Source organism: Bisbaumannia pacifica (assembly GCF_007989625.1).
Taxonomy (GTDB): Bacteria; Pseudomonadota; Gammaproteobacteria; order Pseudomonadales; family Halomonadaceae; genus Bisbaumannia; species Bisbaumannia pacifica.
Map to the genome: position 1 here is coordinate 68,780 of NZ_BJUK01000004.1, position 12,879 is coordinate 81,658.

11 protein-coding genes are annotated in these 12,879 nt (G+C 67.7%); 8 read left to right on the forward strand and 3 right to left on the reverse strand.

From position 1 onward, the window contains the following. Positions 1-71: 71 nt before the first annotated feature. Positions 72-662, forward strand: coding sequence for a glycerol-3-phosphate 1-O-acyltransferase PlsY (gene plsY, locus HPA02_RS02535; RefSeq protein ID WP_146801504.1), 591 nt, complete (start codon positions 72-74; stop codon positions 660-662). Between the two features lie 243 nt (positions 663-905). Here the strand turns inward: plsY and tsaD are convergent, their stop codons facing one another. After that, complete coding sequence (gene tsaD, locus HPA02_RS02540) at positions 906-1,943, reverse strand: tRNA (adenosine(37)-N6)-threonylcarbamoyltransferase complex transferase subunit TsaD (RefSeq protein WP_146801563.1); 1,038 nt, start codon at positions 1,941-1,943, stop codon at positions 906-908. A 260-nt stretch (positions 1,944-2,203) separates the two neighbouring features. Between tsaD and rpsU the strand changes: the two genes are divergently transcribed. The 3 genes from rpsU to rpoD all read left to right on the forward strand — a co-directional run bounded on the left by rpsU (position 2,204) and on the right by rpoD (position 6,418). Continuing rightward, positions 2,204-2,419: a 30S ribosomal protein S21 gene (gene rpsU, locus HPA02_RS02545; protein ID WP_016416934.1), complete on the forward strand. Its 216-nt coding sequence runs from the start codon at positions 2,204-2,206 to the stop codon at positions 2,417-2,419. A 126-nt stretch (positions 2,420-2,545) separates the two neighbouring features. After that, positions 2,546-4,369 carry a DNA primase gene (dnaG, locus tag HPA02_RS02550; protein WP_146801505.1) on the forward strand — a complete coding sequence of 608 codons (1,824 nt, stop codon included), beginning with the start codon at positions 2,546-2,548 and terminating at the stop codon, positions 4,367-4,369. A 216-nt stretch (positions 4,370-4,585) separates the two neighbouring features. Then, positions 4,586-6,418, forward strand: a complete 1,833-nt coding sequence (gene rpoD / locus HPA02_RS02555) for an RNA polymerase sigma factor RpoD (RefSeq protein ID WP_146801506.1) — start codon at positions 4,586-4,588, stop codon at positions 6,416-6,418. Positions 6,419-6,495: 77 nt separating this feature from the next. Here the strand turns inward: rpoD and HPA02_RS02560 are convergent, their stop codons facing one another. Together HPA02_RS02560 and HPA02_RS02565 are read right to left on the reverse strand one after the other, a co-directional pair. After that, positions 6,496-7,128, reverse strand: coding sequence for a hypothetical protein (locus HPA02_RS02560; RefSeq protein WP_146801507.1), 633 nt, complete (start codon positions 7,126-7,128; stop codon positions 6,496-6,498). A gap of 62 nt (positions 7,129-7,190) precedes the next feature. Beyond that, the gene (locus HPA02_RS02565; protein WP_146801508.1) at positions 7,191-8,114 is read right to left on the reverse strand and encodes a LysR substrate-binding domain-containing protein; all 924 of its coding nucleotides are present in this window, start codon (positions 8,112-8,114) and stop codon (positions 7,191-7,193) included. A gap of 180 nt (positions 8,115-8,294) precedes the next feature. On the opposite strand from HPA02_RS02565, the gene HPA02_RS02570 reads away from it, so the two are divergent. The 4 genes from HPA02_RS02570 (at position 8,295) to HPA02_RS02585 (ending at position 12,842) form a co-directional block, all read left to right on the forward strand. Further along, positions 8,295-9,674: an L-serine ammonia-lyase gene (locus tag HPA02_RS02570; RefSeq protein WP_146801509.1), complete on the forward strand. Its 1,380-nt coding sequence runs from the start codon at positions 8,295-8,297 to the stop codon at positions 9,672-9,674. Positions 9,675-10,050: 376 nt separating this feature from the next. Then, positions 10,051-10,821 carry an ABC transporter ATP-binding protein gene (locus tag HPA02_RS02575; protein WP_146801510.1) on the forward strand — a complete coding sequence of 257 codons (771 nt, stop codon included), beginning with the start codon at positions 10,051-10,053 and terminating at the stop codon, positions 10,819-10,821. After that, a complete protein-coding gene (locus tag HPA02_RS02580; RefSeq protein WP_244945844.1) occupies positions 10,818-11,570 on the forward strand; it encodes an ABC transporter ATP-binding protein in 753 nt (250 codons plus the stop codon). Before HPA02_RS02575 ends, HPA02_RS02580 begins: the two co-directional genes overlap by 4 nt. A 54-nt stretch (positions 11,571-11,624) precedes the next feature. Then, positions 11,625-12,842, forward strand: a complete 1,218-nt coding sequence (locus HPA02_RS02585; protein ID WP_146801511.1) for an ABC transporter substrate-binding protein — start codon at positions 11,625-11,627, stop codon at positions 12,840-12,842. Positions 12,843-12,879 lie beyond the last annotated feature (37 nt).

Below are 12,879 nucleotides of genomic sequence, written 5' to 3' on the forward strand. Positions count from 1 at the left end.
TGTGGCAAAGGCTCGATTGTACGCGACTCGCCAGGCAGAATCATGGTGTCGCCTCGCTTCGGGAACCGTTCATGTCGTCCACGACACTGGCCCTGCTGCCCGCCCTGATGGGGCTAGGTTACCTGTGCGGTTCCTGGCTGGGGTCGCTGACCGTCTGCCGCCTGGCCGGGGTGGGGGACCCCCGCTTCGCCGGCTCTCGCAATCCCGGCTTCTCCAATGTGCTGCGCCTGCATGGCATGCCCCTGGCCCTGGCCACCCTGGCCCTGGATGCCGGCAAGGGCATGCCGGTGCTATGGCTCGGCATGGCCCTGGGGCTGGCGCCCTGGGCCCTGGGGCTGGTGGGACTGGCGGTGCTGCTGGGGCACAGCTACCCGCTATGGCACCGCTTTCGCGGTGGCAAGGCGGTGGCCAGCGCCTTCGGCGTGCTGCTGGTGCTGGTGCCGCCGGTGGCGCTGCTCTGCGCCCTGTGCTGGGCCCTGCTGGCCTGGCGGGTACGTACCGCGGCGGTGGCCTCGCTGAGCAGTGCCCTACTGGCGCCCCTGGCCAGCCTGTGGCTGGCGCCGGACTACGCCCTGGTGGTCACCGGCTTCGCCCTGCTGGTGCTGGCCCGCCACTTCTGGAACCTGCGGCGGCTGCGCAGCGGCGAGGAGCCAGGGCTCTAACGCTGGAAGCTGGAGGCCGGACTCCCACAACCCCCTTGGCCACTCAAGCTGACTGTGGGAGCGCGGCTATGCCGCGCGATATCGCCCGCAGGGCGTTGGACGTTACCCAGGGCGACTTCGTCGCCCAATCGCCGAGACGTCGGACCGTCGGCATAGCCAAACTCCCACAATAGCGAGCCGGAAATAGGCTATGTCGAGGCTTCACGCTGTTCTGAGGAGGCTCAGAATTCTAGCCGGCGGGCCTTAGTTGGTTTCAGGTGGGGTCAGGGTATCCATCGGCCAGCGGGGGCGGGCGGCGAAGACGCCAGGCTCGTCGCGTTCGCCGGCGAGCAGGCGCTGGGCGCCTACGTAGGCGATCATGGCGCCGTTATCGGTGCAGAAGCGTCCCCGCGGGTAGTAGGCCCGGGCGTCGCGCTTGGCGCACTCGTGCTCCAGGCGCTCGCGCAGGCGCACATTGGCGCTGACCCCGCCGGCCACCACCAGGCGCTTGAGGCCGGTCTGGTCCAGGGCGCGGCGACACTTGATCACCAGGGTGTCCACCACCGCCTCCTCGAAGGCGCGGGCGATATCGGCGCGGGCCTGATCGTCCAGGGGGCCCTCCGCCTCGAAGGCGCGCAGGGTGGTCAGGGTATGGGTCTTGAGGCCGGAGAAGCTGAAGTCGAGGCCCGGGCGGTCGGTCATGGGCCGTGGGAAGCGCAGTCGCTTGGGGTCGCCCTGTTCCGCCAGCTTGGCCACCCGGGGGCCGCCCGGGTAGTCGAGGCCGAGCATCTTGGCGGCCTTGTCGAAGGCCTCGCCGGCGGCGTCGTCCACCGACTCCCCCAGCAGTTGGTAGCGGCCGATGCCCTGCACCTCCACCAACTGGGTATGGCCGCCGGAGACCAGCAGCGCCACGAAGGGGAAGGCCGGGGGCTCGTCCTCCAGCATGGGGGCCAACAGGTGGCCCTCCATATGGTGCACGCCGAGCACCGGCCGCTCCAGCGCCAGGGCCAGGCCATGGGCGGTGGCGGCACCCACCATCAGGGCGCCGGCCAGCCCCGGGCCGGCGGTATAGGCGATGCCGTCCAGGTCGCCCCGGGTCAGGTTCGCCTCGGCGAGCACCTCGTCGACCAGCGGCAGCAGCTTGCGGGTATGGTCCCGGGACGCCAGCTCCGGCACCACGCCGCCGTAGTCGGCATGCATGGCCACCTGGCTGAAGAGGGCATCGGCCAGCAGGCCGTGCTCGGTATCATAGAGGGCGACGCCGGTCTCGTCGCAGGACGTCTCGATCCCCAGTACACGCATGATGGTCAAAGGCTCGCTGGCTCCAAAGAGGGGAGATATTCTACGCACTTGCCCGCGACGCGTCAGCGTCATTTGCAAAGCCGGGTCACCACGTCTAGAATACTGTGCGCTGTAAGACTGGGTCGTGCACCCGGATTCCCGCTTCCCCACATTTGTCTGCTCACGGTCGTGTCTCGACCGCGTCAGTGTCTGCGACGGAATCGAGTCCTCAGGGTGTGCGTATCATCCGAACTCATGATCCTAAGGTAGGTGAGTGCTTAATGCCTTCTGTCAAAGTACGTGACAACGAGCCGTTCGACGTCGCACTGCGTCGCTTCAAGCGTTCCTGCGAAAAAGCCGGTGTTCTCTCCGAAGTTCGCCGTCGCGAGCACTACGAGAAGCCGACTGCCGAGCGCAAGCGCAAGGCGGCTGCCGCCGTCAAGCGTCACGCCAAGAAGCTGCAGCGCGAGCGCAAGCGTTTCGAACGGCTGTACTGATCCGTACTGGGGGCGATGAGGGCGCCTGGCGCACATCGTCCCGGAGGGATGCCAAGCGGCCGCCATTCGGTGGCCGTTTGTTTTTGCTGGACGACATGACCTGCCGGTCTCTCGGGCGACTCAGCCATGGGACAGATTCCCCAACGCTTTATCGATGATCTCCTGGCCCGCGTCGACGTGGTCGAGGTGGTCGGGGAGCGCGTTCAGCTCAAGAAGGCGGGGCGCAACTTCAGCGGCCTCTGCCCCTTCCATCAGGAGAAGACGCCGTCGTTCACCGTCAGCCAGGACAAGCAGTTCTACCACTGCTTCGGCTGCGGGGCCCACGGTAACGCCCTGCGTTTCCTGATGGAGTACGACAAGCTGCGCTTCCCCGAGGCGGTGGAGCAGCTGGCCGGCCGGCTGGGCATGGAGGTGCCCCGGGAGGGCGCCGACGACCCGCGGGCCCAGGCCCGGGAGCGCAAGCGCCAGGAGGGTGTCAACCTGCTGGAGCTGGCGGCGAGCTTCTTCCGCGAGCGGCTGAAGATGCCCGAAGCCCAGGCGGCCCGCGGCTACCTGGAGCGGCGCGGGCTGTCGCCGGAGGTGCAGGGCGACTTCGGCATCGGCTATGCCCCGGACGCCTGGGAGGGCCTCAAGCGCCACCTGAGCGAGCGCGGCGTGCCCGAGTCGGTGCAGGTCGAGTATGGCCTGCTGGTGCATCGCGAGGAGAGCGGGCGCACCTACGACCGCTTCCGCGACCGGGTGATCTTCCCGATCCGCGACTTCAAGGGGCGCACCATCGCCTTCGGCGGGCGGGTGCTGGGCGACGCCAAGCCCAAGTACCTCAACTCCCCGGAATCGCCGGTGTTCCACAAGGGGCGCGAGCTCTACGGCCTCTACGAGGCGCGCCAGGCCAATCGCCAGCTGGAGCGCCTGGTGATCGTCGAGGGCTATATGGACGTGGTGGCCCTGGCCCAGTTCGGCATCCGCAACGCGGTCGCCACCCTGGGCACCTCCACCAGCGAGGAGCACCTGCAGCGGCTGTTCCGCCTGGTGGGGGAGGTGGTGTTCTGCTTCGATGGCGACCGCGCCGGCCGCCAGGCCGCCAGTCGCGCCCTGGAGACGGTGCTGCCGCTGATGATCGACGGTCGCCAGGCGCGTTTCCTGTTCCTCCCCGAGGGCGAGGACCCGGATACCCTGGTGCGCCGCGAGGGCCCCGAGGCCTTCGAGGATCGCATCACCTGCGCCAGCCCGCTCTCCGAGTTCCTCTTCGAGGAAGCCGGGCGCGGCCGGGACCTGGCCCGGGTGGAGGATCGCGAGCGCTTCGCCACCACGGTGCTCAAGGCCCTGGAGAAGCTCCCCGAGGGGGTGCTCAAGTCGCTGCTGCTGGGCGAGCTGGCCAAACGCACCGGCGTCGAGGCGGGGCGTTTCCAGGCGCTGATGAAGGCGGCGGAACCGGCCCCGGCCGAGGCCCCGCCGCCGCTGCCCGAAGCGCCCCCCGGGGAGTGGGGCGAGCCCGAGCCGGCGGCGACGCCGCGACGCAAGGGGGCGCCGCTCAGCCTGCTGGGGCGTGCCCTGCAGCTGCTGGTGCACGAGCCACCCCTGGTGGCGCGGCTGCCCGAGGAGGGCGGCTGGTGGCCCGCGGATGACCCGGATGCGGCCCTCCTCGGCGAGGTGATTCGCCTGCTGCGGGCCGGCGGTTATCGCAGCGGCCAGGTGCTGCTGGCCCATTTCCATGGGCGCCCCGAGGGGCAACGCCTGGCGGAGCTGGTGCGTCGCGAGCTGCCGATTCCCCGGGAGGTGCGCGGCGAGGAACTGGAGGGGTTGGTGGCGCATTTTCGTCGCCAGCACCAGCAGCGCTCGCCGCAGAGCGAATTCGAGGCCCTGTTGTCAAAGGAACGTAATGGCGAACGGCTCAGTCGAGAAGAGAAACAGCGCCTGAACGAGCTGGTGCTGACACTGAGTCGTCGTTAATCGGGCGGGCAGGACTTGAAAAGTCGCCGGTCACCTCCATCTAGGGGGCAGCCGGGAGTTTCCATCGGGGAACCGTACAACCTAACACACCTGAACGACGGCGCAAATGGAGCGCTGGCGGATTGGCGGGGTCAGACGCTATACTGTTTGGCTTTATGGATTTTCGACGCCTGAGCGTTCGGGTGCTTCATTCTTCTTCGTCGAGATAGGGTATCTATGGCTGGAAATGCGCAGCAACAGTCGCGTCTCAAGGAGCTGATCGCGCGCGGCAAGGAGCAGGGTTACCTGACCTATGCCGAGGTCAACGATCACCTCCCCGAGGATATCGCCGACCCGGATCAAGTGGAAGACATCATCGGCATGATCAACGACATGGGCATCAGCGTCGTTGAAGTCGCGCCGGATGAAGACACCCTGATGATGTCCGACCACTCCACCGATGAGCATGCGGCCGAAGAGGCCGTGGCCGCGCTGGCTGCCGTGGAAAGCGACGTGGGCCGCACCACCGACCCGGTGCGCATGTACATGCGCGAGATGGGCACCGTGGAGCTGCTGACCCGCGAGGGCGAGATCGAGATCGCCAAGCGGATCGAGGAGGGCACCCGCGAGGTGATGTCGGCCCTGGCCTACCTGCCGGGGGCCGTGGAGTCGATCCTCGAGGCCTATGATCTGACCCAGGACGAGGAGGCCCCGGGCCGTCTCTCCGACCTCTTCTCCGGCTTTATCGACCCGGACGAGGGCATCCCCGGCGTGGCCGAGGCCGATGTCCCCGAGGAGGAAGAGAGCGCTTCCGTCGACGACGAAGACGAGGACGCCGAGGAAGAAGAGTCCGGCGGTGGCCCGGATCCCGAGGAGGCGCGTGCCCGCTTCGAGCAGATCCGCGAGCAGAACGCCCTGGTCAAGGCCGCGGTCGAGAAGCACGGTTACGGCTCCGCCGAGGCCCAGGCCGAGCAGGCGCGCCTGGCCGAGCTGTTCTCGCCGATCAAGCTGGTGCCCAAGCACTTCGAGCGCCTGGTGGGTCAGGTGCGCATCAGCGTCGAGCAGGTGCGCGCCCAGGAGAAGGCGATCATGCAGGTGTTCGTCAAGCGCGGCAAGGTGCCCCGCAAGGCGTTCATCAAGTCCTTCCCCGGCAACGAGTCGCGCGCCGAGTGGATGGACGAGTTCCTCGCCGACAACGCCAAGTACGCCGATCGCCTGGAGCCCTTCCGCGGCGACGTGCAGCGCGCCCAGCGCAAGATCTCCTTCGAAGAGGACATGGTCCAGCTGCCGGTGGGCGAGCTCAAGGAGGTCAACCGTCGCCTCTCCATTGGCGAGGCCAAGGCGCGGCGCGCCAAGAAGGAGATGGTCGAGGCCAACCTGCGCCTGGTGATCTCCATCGCTAAGAAGTACACCAATCGTGGCCTGCAGTTCCTGGACCTGATCCAGGAGGGCAACATCGGCCTGATGAAGGCGGTGGACAAGTTCGAATACCGTCGCGGCTACAAGTTCTCCACCTACGCCACCTGGTGGATTCGTCAGGCGATCACCCGCTCCATCGCCGACCAGGCGCGCACCATCCGTATCCCGGTGCACATGATCGAGACCATCAACAAGCTCAACCGGGTCTCCCGGCAGATGCTGCAGGAGATGGGCCGCGAGCCGACCCCGGAAGAGCTCGGCGAGCGCCTCGAGATGCCCGAGGACAAGGTGCGCAAGGTGCTGAAGATCGCCAAGGAGCCGATCTCCATGGAGACGCCCATCGGCGACGATGACGACTCCCACCTGGGCGACTTCATCGAGGACGGCACCATGCTGCTGCCCATCGATTCCGCCACCGGCGAGGGGCTGATCGAGGCCACCCGCAACGTCCTCGGCGGCCTCACCGCCCGCGAGGCCAAGGTGCTGCGCATGCGCTTCGGCATCGACATGAACACCGATCACACCCTCGAGGAGGTCGGCAAGCAGTTCGACGTGACCCGTGAGCGGATCCGTCAGATCGAGGCCAAGGCGCTGCGCAAGCTGCGTCACCCGTCCCGTTCCGAGCCGCTGCGCTCCTTCCTGGACGAGTAAGGCGGCTCACCCCGCCGATAGAAAACGCCCGCGGCCTTGGCCGCGGGCGTTTTCGTTGATGCCGGTGACTGAGGGCCTCAGGCCCGGGTGCGGCGCCAGTGGCGGGCCAGGATCACCAGCTCGATCATGGCGATCAGGATCAGGCCGTATCCGAGCAGCTCCACCACCTCCTCGGCGGCGTCCTTGAAGGTACGCAGGTACTGTTCCTGGAGGATCGCCTCCCAGAAGTCGCTGCGGCCGTAGAGTCGCGAGAAGACATAGGTGGTCAGGAAGCCGGCGGCGAACAGGCCGAAGGAGAGGCTGTTGGCGTAGTCGGCGAACTCCTCGGCGAAGCGGTGGCGCCGCCGCAGCACCCAGTAGAGGCAGGGCAGCATCACCACGGCCGCCAGCAGCTGCCAGGCGCCGTCGAAGACATAGGTGTCGAGCCAGTAGTCCTGCTCGCGGATAAAGGAGCCGAAGGTGAAGGCGAACAGCAGCAGGGTGACATTGGGCAGCAGGCCCAGCCCCTGGCGGGTGTAGAGCAGCAGCAGGGAGGCGCCGAGCAGCAGGCTGCCCTGGGCCAGCTCGGTAAAGCCGCGCTCGGTGAAGCGCCACTCGGGCAGGTGGCTGGCCTCCCAGAAGGCACCCTGGGCGAGCAGGGCCACCAGCAACAGGTAGAGGAAGGCGCGCAGGGCCAGGGACGGCAGGCGGTAGGGGGATGGCGTGGGCATGGCTCGATCCATCGATGAAAAGCCTTAATTATACCTGCGCGGCGAGTATTTGGGCAGGCGGCTCACTCGCCGCGGCCGCGCCGCGCCTCCTCCACTAGCCAGTCATGCACCGCCGCCACCCGGCGGTCGTCCAGGGCCCCCGGCGAGTAGACGATGCCGTACTGCTTGCCGGTGGCGACCCGCTCGGCGAAGGGCGCGATCAGGGCGCCGCGCTTGAGCTCGTCGGTGATCAGGGTGCGCCGGGCGATGGCCACCCCCATGCCGGCGATGGCCGCCTCCATGGTCAGCTGGTTGCGGTTGAAGGTATAGCCGCGGCGCACATTGACATGGGGCGCGGCGATGGCCTCCAGGTAGTGCTCCCACTCCGCGTAGTCGTGGCTGCCCCGCCAGGCGGTGACGTCATGCAGCAGCGGGTAGTAGGCCAGGTCCTCGGGGCGCCGCAGCGGCGGCTTGCCGCGCATCAGCGACGGCGCGCAGACCGGGAAGATCAGCTCGTCCATCAGCGGCGTGATCGAGAAGCCCGGGTAGTGGCCGTCGTTGAGGTCGAGGGCCAGGTCGAAGTCGCCATCGCGCAGCGAGATATTGCTGTCCTCGGCGATCACCTGCACCTCGATGTCCGGGAAGCGCGCCTGCAGCCGGGGCAGGCGCGGCATCAGCCACTTGGCCAGGAAGGAGGGCACGCTGCGCAGGCGCAGGATGCCGCTCATCACCCCCGAGCGCAGCCGCCGTACCTCCTGGCCCACCGCCTGGTAGGCCTCGTCCACCACCGCCGCCAGGCGCCGCCCCTCGTCGGTCAGCTCCAGGCGCCGCGGCAGGCGGCGGAACAGCTTGAAGCCCAGGCGCTCCTCCAGCTGCTTGATCTGCTGACTCACCGCGCCGGTGGTCACGTGCAGCTCCTCGGCGGCGCGGGTGAAGGAGAGGTGGTGGGCGCTGACCGCGAAGACCTTTAGCCAGGCATGGGTCTGGGCATTGAGGTGTCGGCTCATGGTTGAGTTTTACTAAATCCAGGAGAAGATATTTTCGATTGTCTCGCGAATCCATCGCCGTGAACATAGCGCAAACGCCTCGACGAGGCAGCCCATAATGTCCGATGCTTTAGTCAGATTGATGCGTTGCGACGAGATAGTCTGAATGGCGACGGTCGACGTCGCCCGGGGGTAAGCGAGATGTCCATCAGTGTGTTCGACCTCTTCAAGATCGGCGTGGGGCCGTCCAGCTCGCATACCGTGGGGCCCATGCGCGCCGCCTACGACTTCGTCGAGAGCCTGCGCGCCCAGGACCTGCTGGAGCGGGTGGCCCGGGTCGAGGTGCAGCTCTACGGCTCGCTGTCCGCCACCGGCATCGGCCACGGTACCGACCGGGCGGTGATCATGGGGCTGATGGGCGAGCGCCCCGATCGCATCGACCCCAAGATCATCTCGCCCTGCATCGAGGAGCTGCTGGAGTCCCAGAGCCTGCTGCTCGACGGCCGCCTGGCGATCCCCTTCCTGTGGCCCCGCGACATGCAGCTGCTGGAAGAGAACCTGCCCCATCACCCCAACGCCATGCGCCTGATCGCCCACGGCCATAGCGACGAGCTCTACCGCAACACCTACTACTCGGTGGGCGGCGGCTTCGTGGTCGACGAGGCCCAGGCCCAGCAGGGCGACCTGGATACCGACACCACGCCGCTGCCCTACGACTTCAACTCCGCCGCCGAGCTGATGGCGCTGTGCCGCATGCATGACCTGCGCATCAGCGAACTGATGCTCGAGAACGAGAAGGCCTGGCGCGACGAGGCCGAGATCCGTGGCGAGCTGTGGGCCATCTGGCAGGCCATGCAGGAGTGCGTGGACAACGGCCTGGCCGCCGAGGGCATCCTGCCCGGTGGGCTCAACGTCAAGCGCCGCGCCAATGCCCTGCATCGCCGCCTGGAGGCCATGGAGGACAGCTCCAGCCTGATCGCCTCCACCTTCTCCGCCATGGACTGGGTCAACGTCTTCGCCCTGGCGGTGAACGAGGAGAACGCCGCCGGCGGGCGCATGGTCACCGCGCCCACCAATGGCGCGGCGGGGATCATCCCGGCGGTGCTGCACTACTACATGAAGTTCCAGCCCGGCGCCTCCGAGCGCGACGTGGTGGACTTCCTGCTGGCCGCCGGCGCGGTGGGCATCCTGTGCAAGAAGAACGCCTCCATCTCCGGCGCCGAGGTCGGCTGCCAGGGCGAGGTGGGCTCCGCCTGTGCCATGGCCGCCGCCGGCCTGGCCGAGGTGATGGGCGGCTCGGTGGGTCAGGTGGAGAACGCCGCCGAGATCGGCCTTGAGCACAACCTGGGGCTGACCTGCGACCCGGTGGGGGGCCTGGTGCAGGTGCCCTGCATCGAGCGCAACGCCATCGCCTCGGTGAAGGCGATCAACGCCGCCCAGATGGCCCTGCGCGGCGACGGCGAACACTTTATCTCCTTGGACAAGGTGATCCGTACCATGCGCGACACCGGTCGCGACATGCAGGACAAGTACAAGGAGACCTCCCGCGGCGGCCTCGCGGTCAACGCCATCGAATGCTGATGTAACCTTCTCTCTCTCGTATCAACCCTTTGGGCGCTCTCTCGGGCGCCCTTTTTTTGTTGGTCGTCTGAGCATCAGACAGCCAGAGGGAGTCCTTCGGCCTCCAATCGCTCGGCGGAGCCGAGCTCCCACGCGAGGCCTGGTGGCCACGGGTTCTGTGGGAGCGTGGGTTTCCCGCGCGATTGGGCGACGGAGTCGCCCTGGCGATATCGCCCGAAGGCCCCAGCTCTACACCCTTGGTCGAGTTCAACGTTTCGGTGGTTGAACGGCTGGGTCGATCTGTTCTAGCTTACGTTAACGTAAAGTGATGGCGTCCTCCGCCGTCGCTCGCCAACAACAACAAGAGCCGGGCGCAGCAGTGCCCAGAGGACACCCTATGACCCAGGAGTTCATCCTCGAGACTCGGGGGTTGACCAAGGAGTTTCGCGGCTTCACCGCGGTGGACGGCGTCGACCTCAAGGTCCGGGAGGGGCATATCCACGCCCTGATCGGCCCCAATGGCGCCGGCAAGACCACCGTCTTCAACCTGCTCACCAAGTTCCTGCCGCCCACCCGCGGCGAGATCCTCTACCGGGGCGAGGCGATCACCGCCATGAAGGCCAACCAGATCGCCCGCATGGGCCTGGTGCGCTCCTTCCAGATCTCCGCGGTGTTCGGCCATATGACCGCCCTGGAGAACGTGCGCGTCGCCCTGCAGCGGCCCATCGGCACCTCCTTCCATTTCTGGAAATCGGCGAAGAGCCTCGACCACCTCAACGATCGCGCCCTGGCACTGCTCGACGAGGTGGGCCTGGTGGAGTACGCCGACGTGCTCACCGTGGAGATGCCCTATGGGCGCAAGCGCGCCCTGGAGGTGGCCACCACCCTGGCCCTGGAGCCGACCCTGATGCTGCTCGACGAGCCCACCCAGGGCATGGGCGCCGAGGACGTGGACCGCATCGTCGAGCTGATTCGCCGCGTCGCCAAGGGCCGCACCGTGCTGATGGTGGAGCACAACCTCAGCGTGGTCAGCCGGCTGTGCGACCGCATCACCGTGCTGGCCCGGGGCGCCGTGCTGGCCGAGGGCGACTACGCCACGGTCTCCGCCGACCCGCGGGTGCGCGAGGCCTATATGGGCAGCGAAGCCGAAGAGGAGGTCAGCGCATGACGCAACTCGCCGAAACCCTGGAGACCTCCGGCTACCGCGATCATGACGGCGCCGAGATGCTCAGGATCAGCGACCTGCATGCCTTCTACGGCGAGTCGCATATCCTCCACGGCGTCGACCTCGACGTGAAGCGCGGCGAGCTGGTGACCCTGCTGGGCCGCAACGGCGCCGGGCGTAGCACCACCCTCAAGGCGATCATGAGCCTGGTGGGGCGGCGCACCGGCTCCATCGTCATCAACGGCACCGAGACCCTGGCCCTGAAGCCCCACCGCATCCCGCGCCTGGGGGTCGGCTACTGCCCGGAGGAGCGCGGCATCTTCGCCAGCCTCGACGTGGAGGAGAACCTGCTGCTGCCGCCCACGGTGCGCTCCGGGGGCATGAGTCTCGACGAGATCTACGAGATGTTCCCCAACCTCTACGAACGGCGCCGCAGCCAGGGCACCCGCCTCTCCGGCGGCGAGCAACAGATGCTGGCCATGGCGCGCATCCTGCGCACCGGCGCCCGGCTGCTGCTGCTCGACGAGATCACCGAGGGCCTGGCCCCGGTCATCAACCAGGCCCTGGCCGAGGTGCTGCTCAAGCTCAAGGCGCGCGGCATGACCATCGTGCTGGTGGAGCAGAATTTCCGCTTCGCCGCGCCCCTGGCCGACCGCCACTTCGTGATGGAGCACGGTCGCATCATCGAGGAGATCAGCGCCGCCGAACTGCCCGGCCGCCGCGACCACCTCAACCGCCTGTTGGGGGTCTGACCCCCGTCTTATCCGACCAACAACAATAACGGGCCCACGCCCATGGAGAATTGCATGACCCTAACCAAGAAGTGCCTCGCCAGCAGCATCGCCCTCGCCACCGCCCTGGCCGCCGGCGGCGCCCAGGCCGAGATCAGCGACGACGCCGTGCGCATCGGCTACCTGGCGGACATGTCCGGCACCTACCGCGACCTGGCCGGCCCCGGCGGCCTGGCCGCCCTGGAGATGGCGGTGGAGGATTTCGGCGGCAGCGTCAACGGCACGCCCATCGAGGTCTTCAGCGCCGACGACCGCAACAGCGCCGACGTGGGCGCCAACACCGTCCGCGAGTGGGTCGACCAGCGCAACGTCGACATGGTGGCGGGCATGGTCGCCTCCTCGGTGACCATCGCCGTGACCCAGGTGCTGGAGCAGTACGACAAGCTGGGCCTGGTCTCCGGCTCCGCCGCCTCCAGCATCACCAACGAGCACTGCACCCCCAACCATATCCACTGGGTCTACGACACCTACCCGCTGGCCAACGGCACCGCCCGGGCGGTGGTCGACCAGGGCGGCAGCGACTGGTTCATGCTGACCGCCGACTACGCCTTCGGCCACGCCCTGGAGGGCGACGTGGAGAAGGTGGTCACCGAGAACGGCGGCAGCATCGTCGGCCGGGTGCGCCACCCCTTCCCGACCAGCGATTTCTCCTCCTATATCCTCCAGGCCCAGGGCTCCGGGGCGCAGATCGTCGGCCTGGCCAACGCCGGCGCCGACACCGTCAACGCCATCAACACCGCCAGCCAGTTCGGCCTGACCCAGAGCGGCCAGCAGCTCGCCGGCCTGCTGGTGTTCCTCAACGACGTCCATGCCATGGGCCTCGACGCCACCCAGGGCCTGCTGCTGACCACCGGCTGGTACTGGAACATGGACGACCAGGCCCGCGAGTGGTCCGAGCGCTACTACGAGCGAGTCGGGCGCATGCCGACCATGGTCCAGGCGGGCATCTACTCCAGCACCATGCACTACCTCAACGCCGTGGAGGCCACCGGCAGCGACGACACCGCCACCGTCCGCGAGCACATGATGTCGCAGCCGATCCACGACTTCTTCGCCCGCAACGGCCATATCCGCGCCGACGGCCGCATGGTCCACGACATGTACCTGGCCCAGGTAAAGACCCCGGAGCAGTCCGAGGGCGAGTGGGACCTCTACCATATCCTCGCCACCATTCCCGCCAATCAGGCCTACCGCCCGCTGGCCGAGAGCCAGTGCGACCTGGTGCAGAACTAACCACCGGCCCGGCGGCCCCGGCGGGGCCGCCGCCTTC

Excerpts from the sequence above, each read along its gene's own strand:
- HPA02_RS02575 (WP_146801510.1), top strand. The coding sequence starts at position 10,051 with ATGACCCAGGAGTTCATCCTCGAGACTCGGGGGTTGACCAAGGAGTTT.
- HPA02_RS02560 (WP_146801507.1), bottom strand. The coding sequence starts at position 7,128 with ATGCCCACGCCATCCCCCTACCGCCTGCCGTCCCTGGCCCTGCGCGCC.
- HPA02_RS02570 (WP_146801509.1), top strand. The coding sequence starts at position 8,295 with ATGTCCATCAGTGTGTTCGACCTCTTCAAGATCGGCGTGGGGCCGTCC.
- rpoD (WP_146801506.1), top strand. The coding sequence starts at position 4,586 with ATGGCTGGAAATGCGCAGCAACAGTCGCGTCTCAAGGAGCTGATCGCG.
- tsaD (WP_146801563.1), bottom strand. The coding sequence starts at position 1,943 with ATGCGTGTACTGGGGATCGAGACGTCCTGCGACGAGACCGGCGTCGCC.
- HPA02_RS02585 (WP_146801511.1), top strand. The coding sequence starts at position 11,625 with ATGACCCTAACCAAGAAGTGCCTCGCCAGCAGCATCGCCCTCGCCACC.
- dnaG (WP_146801505.1), top strand. The coding sequence starts at position 2,546 with ATGGGACAGATTCCCCAACGCTTTATCGATGATCTCCTGGCCCGCGTC.
- HPA02_RS02580 (WP_244945844.1), top strand. The coding sequence starts at position 10,818 with ATGACGCAACTCGCCGAAACCCTGGAGACCTCCGGCTACCGCGATCAT.
- rpsU (WP_016416934.1), top strand. The coding sequence starts at position 2,204 with ATGCCTTCTGTCAAAGTACGTGACAACGAGCCGTTCGACGTCGCACTG.
- plsY (WP_146801504.1), top strand. The coding sequence starts at position 72 with ATGTCGTCCACGACACTGGCCCTGCTGCCCGCCCTGATGGGGCTAGGT.
- HPA02_RS02565 (WP_146801508.1), bottom strand. The coding sequence starts at position 8,114 with ATGAGCCGACACCTCAATGCCCAGACCCATGCCTGGCTAAAGGTCTTC.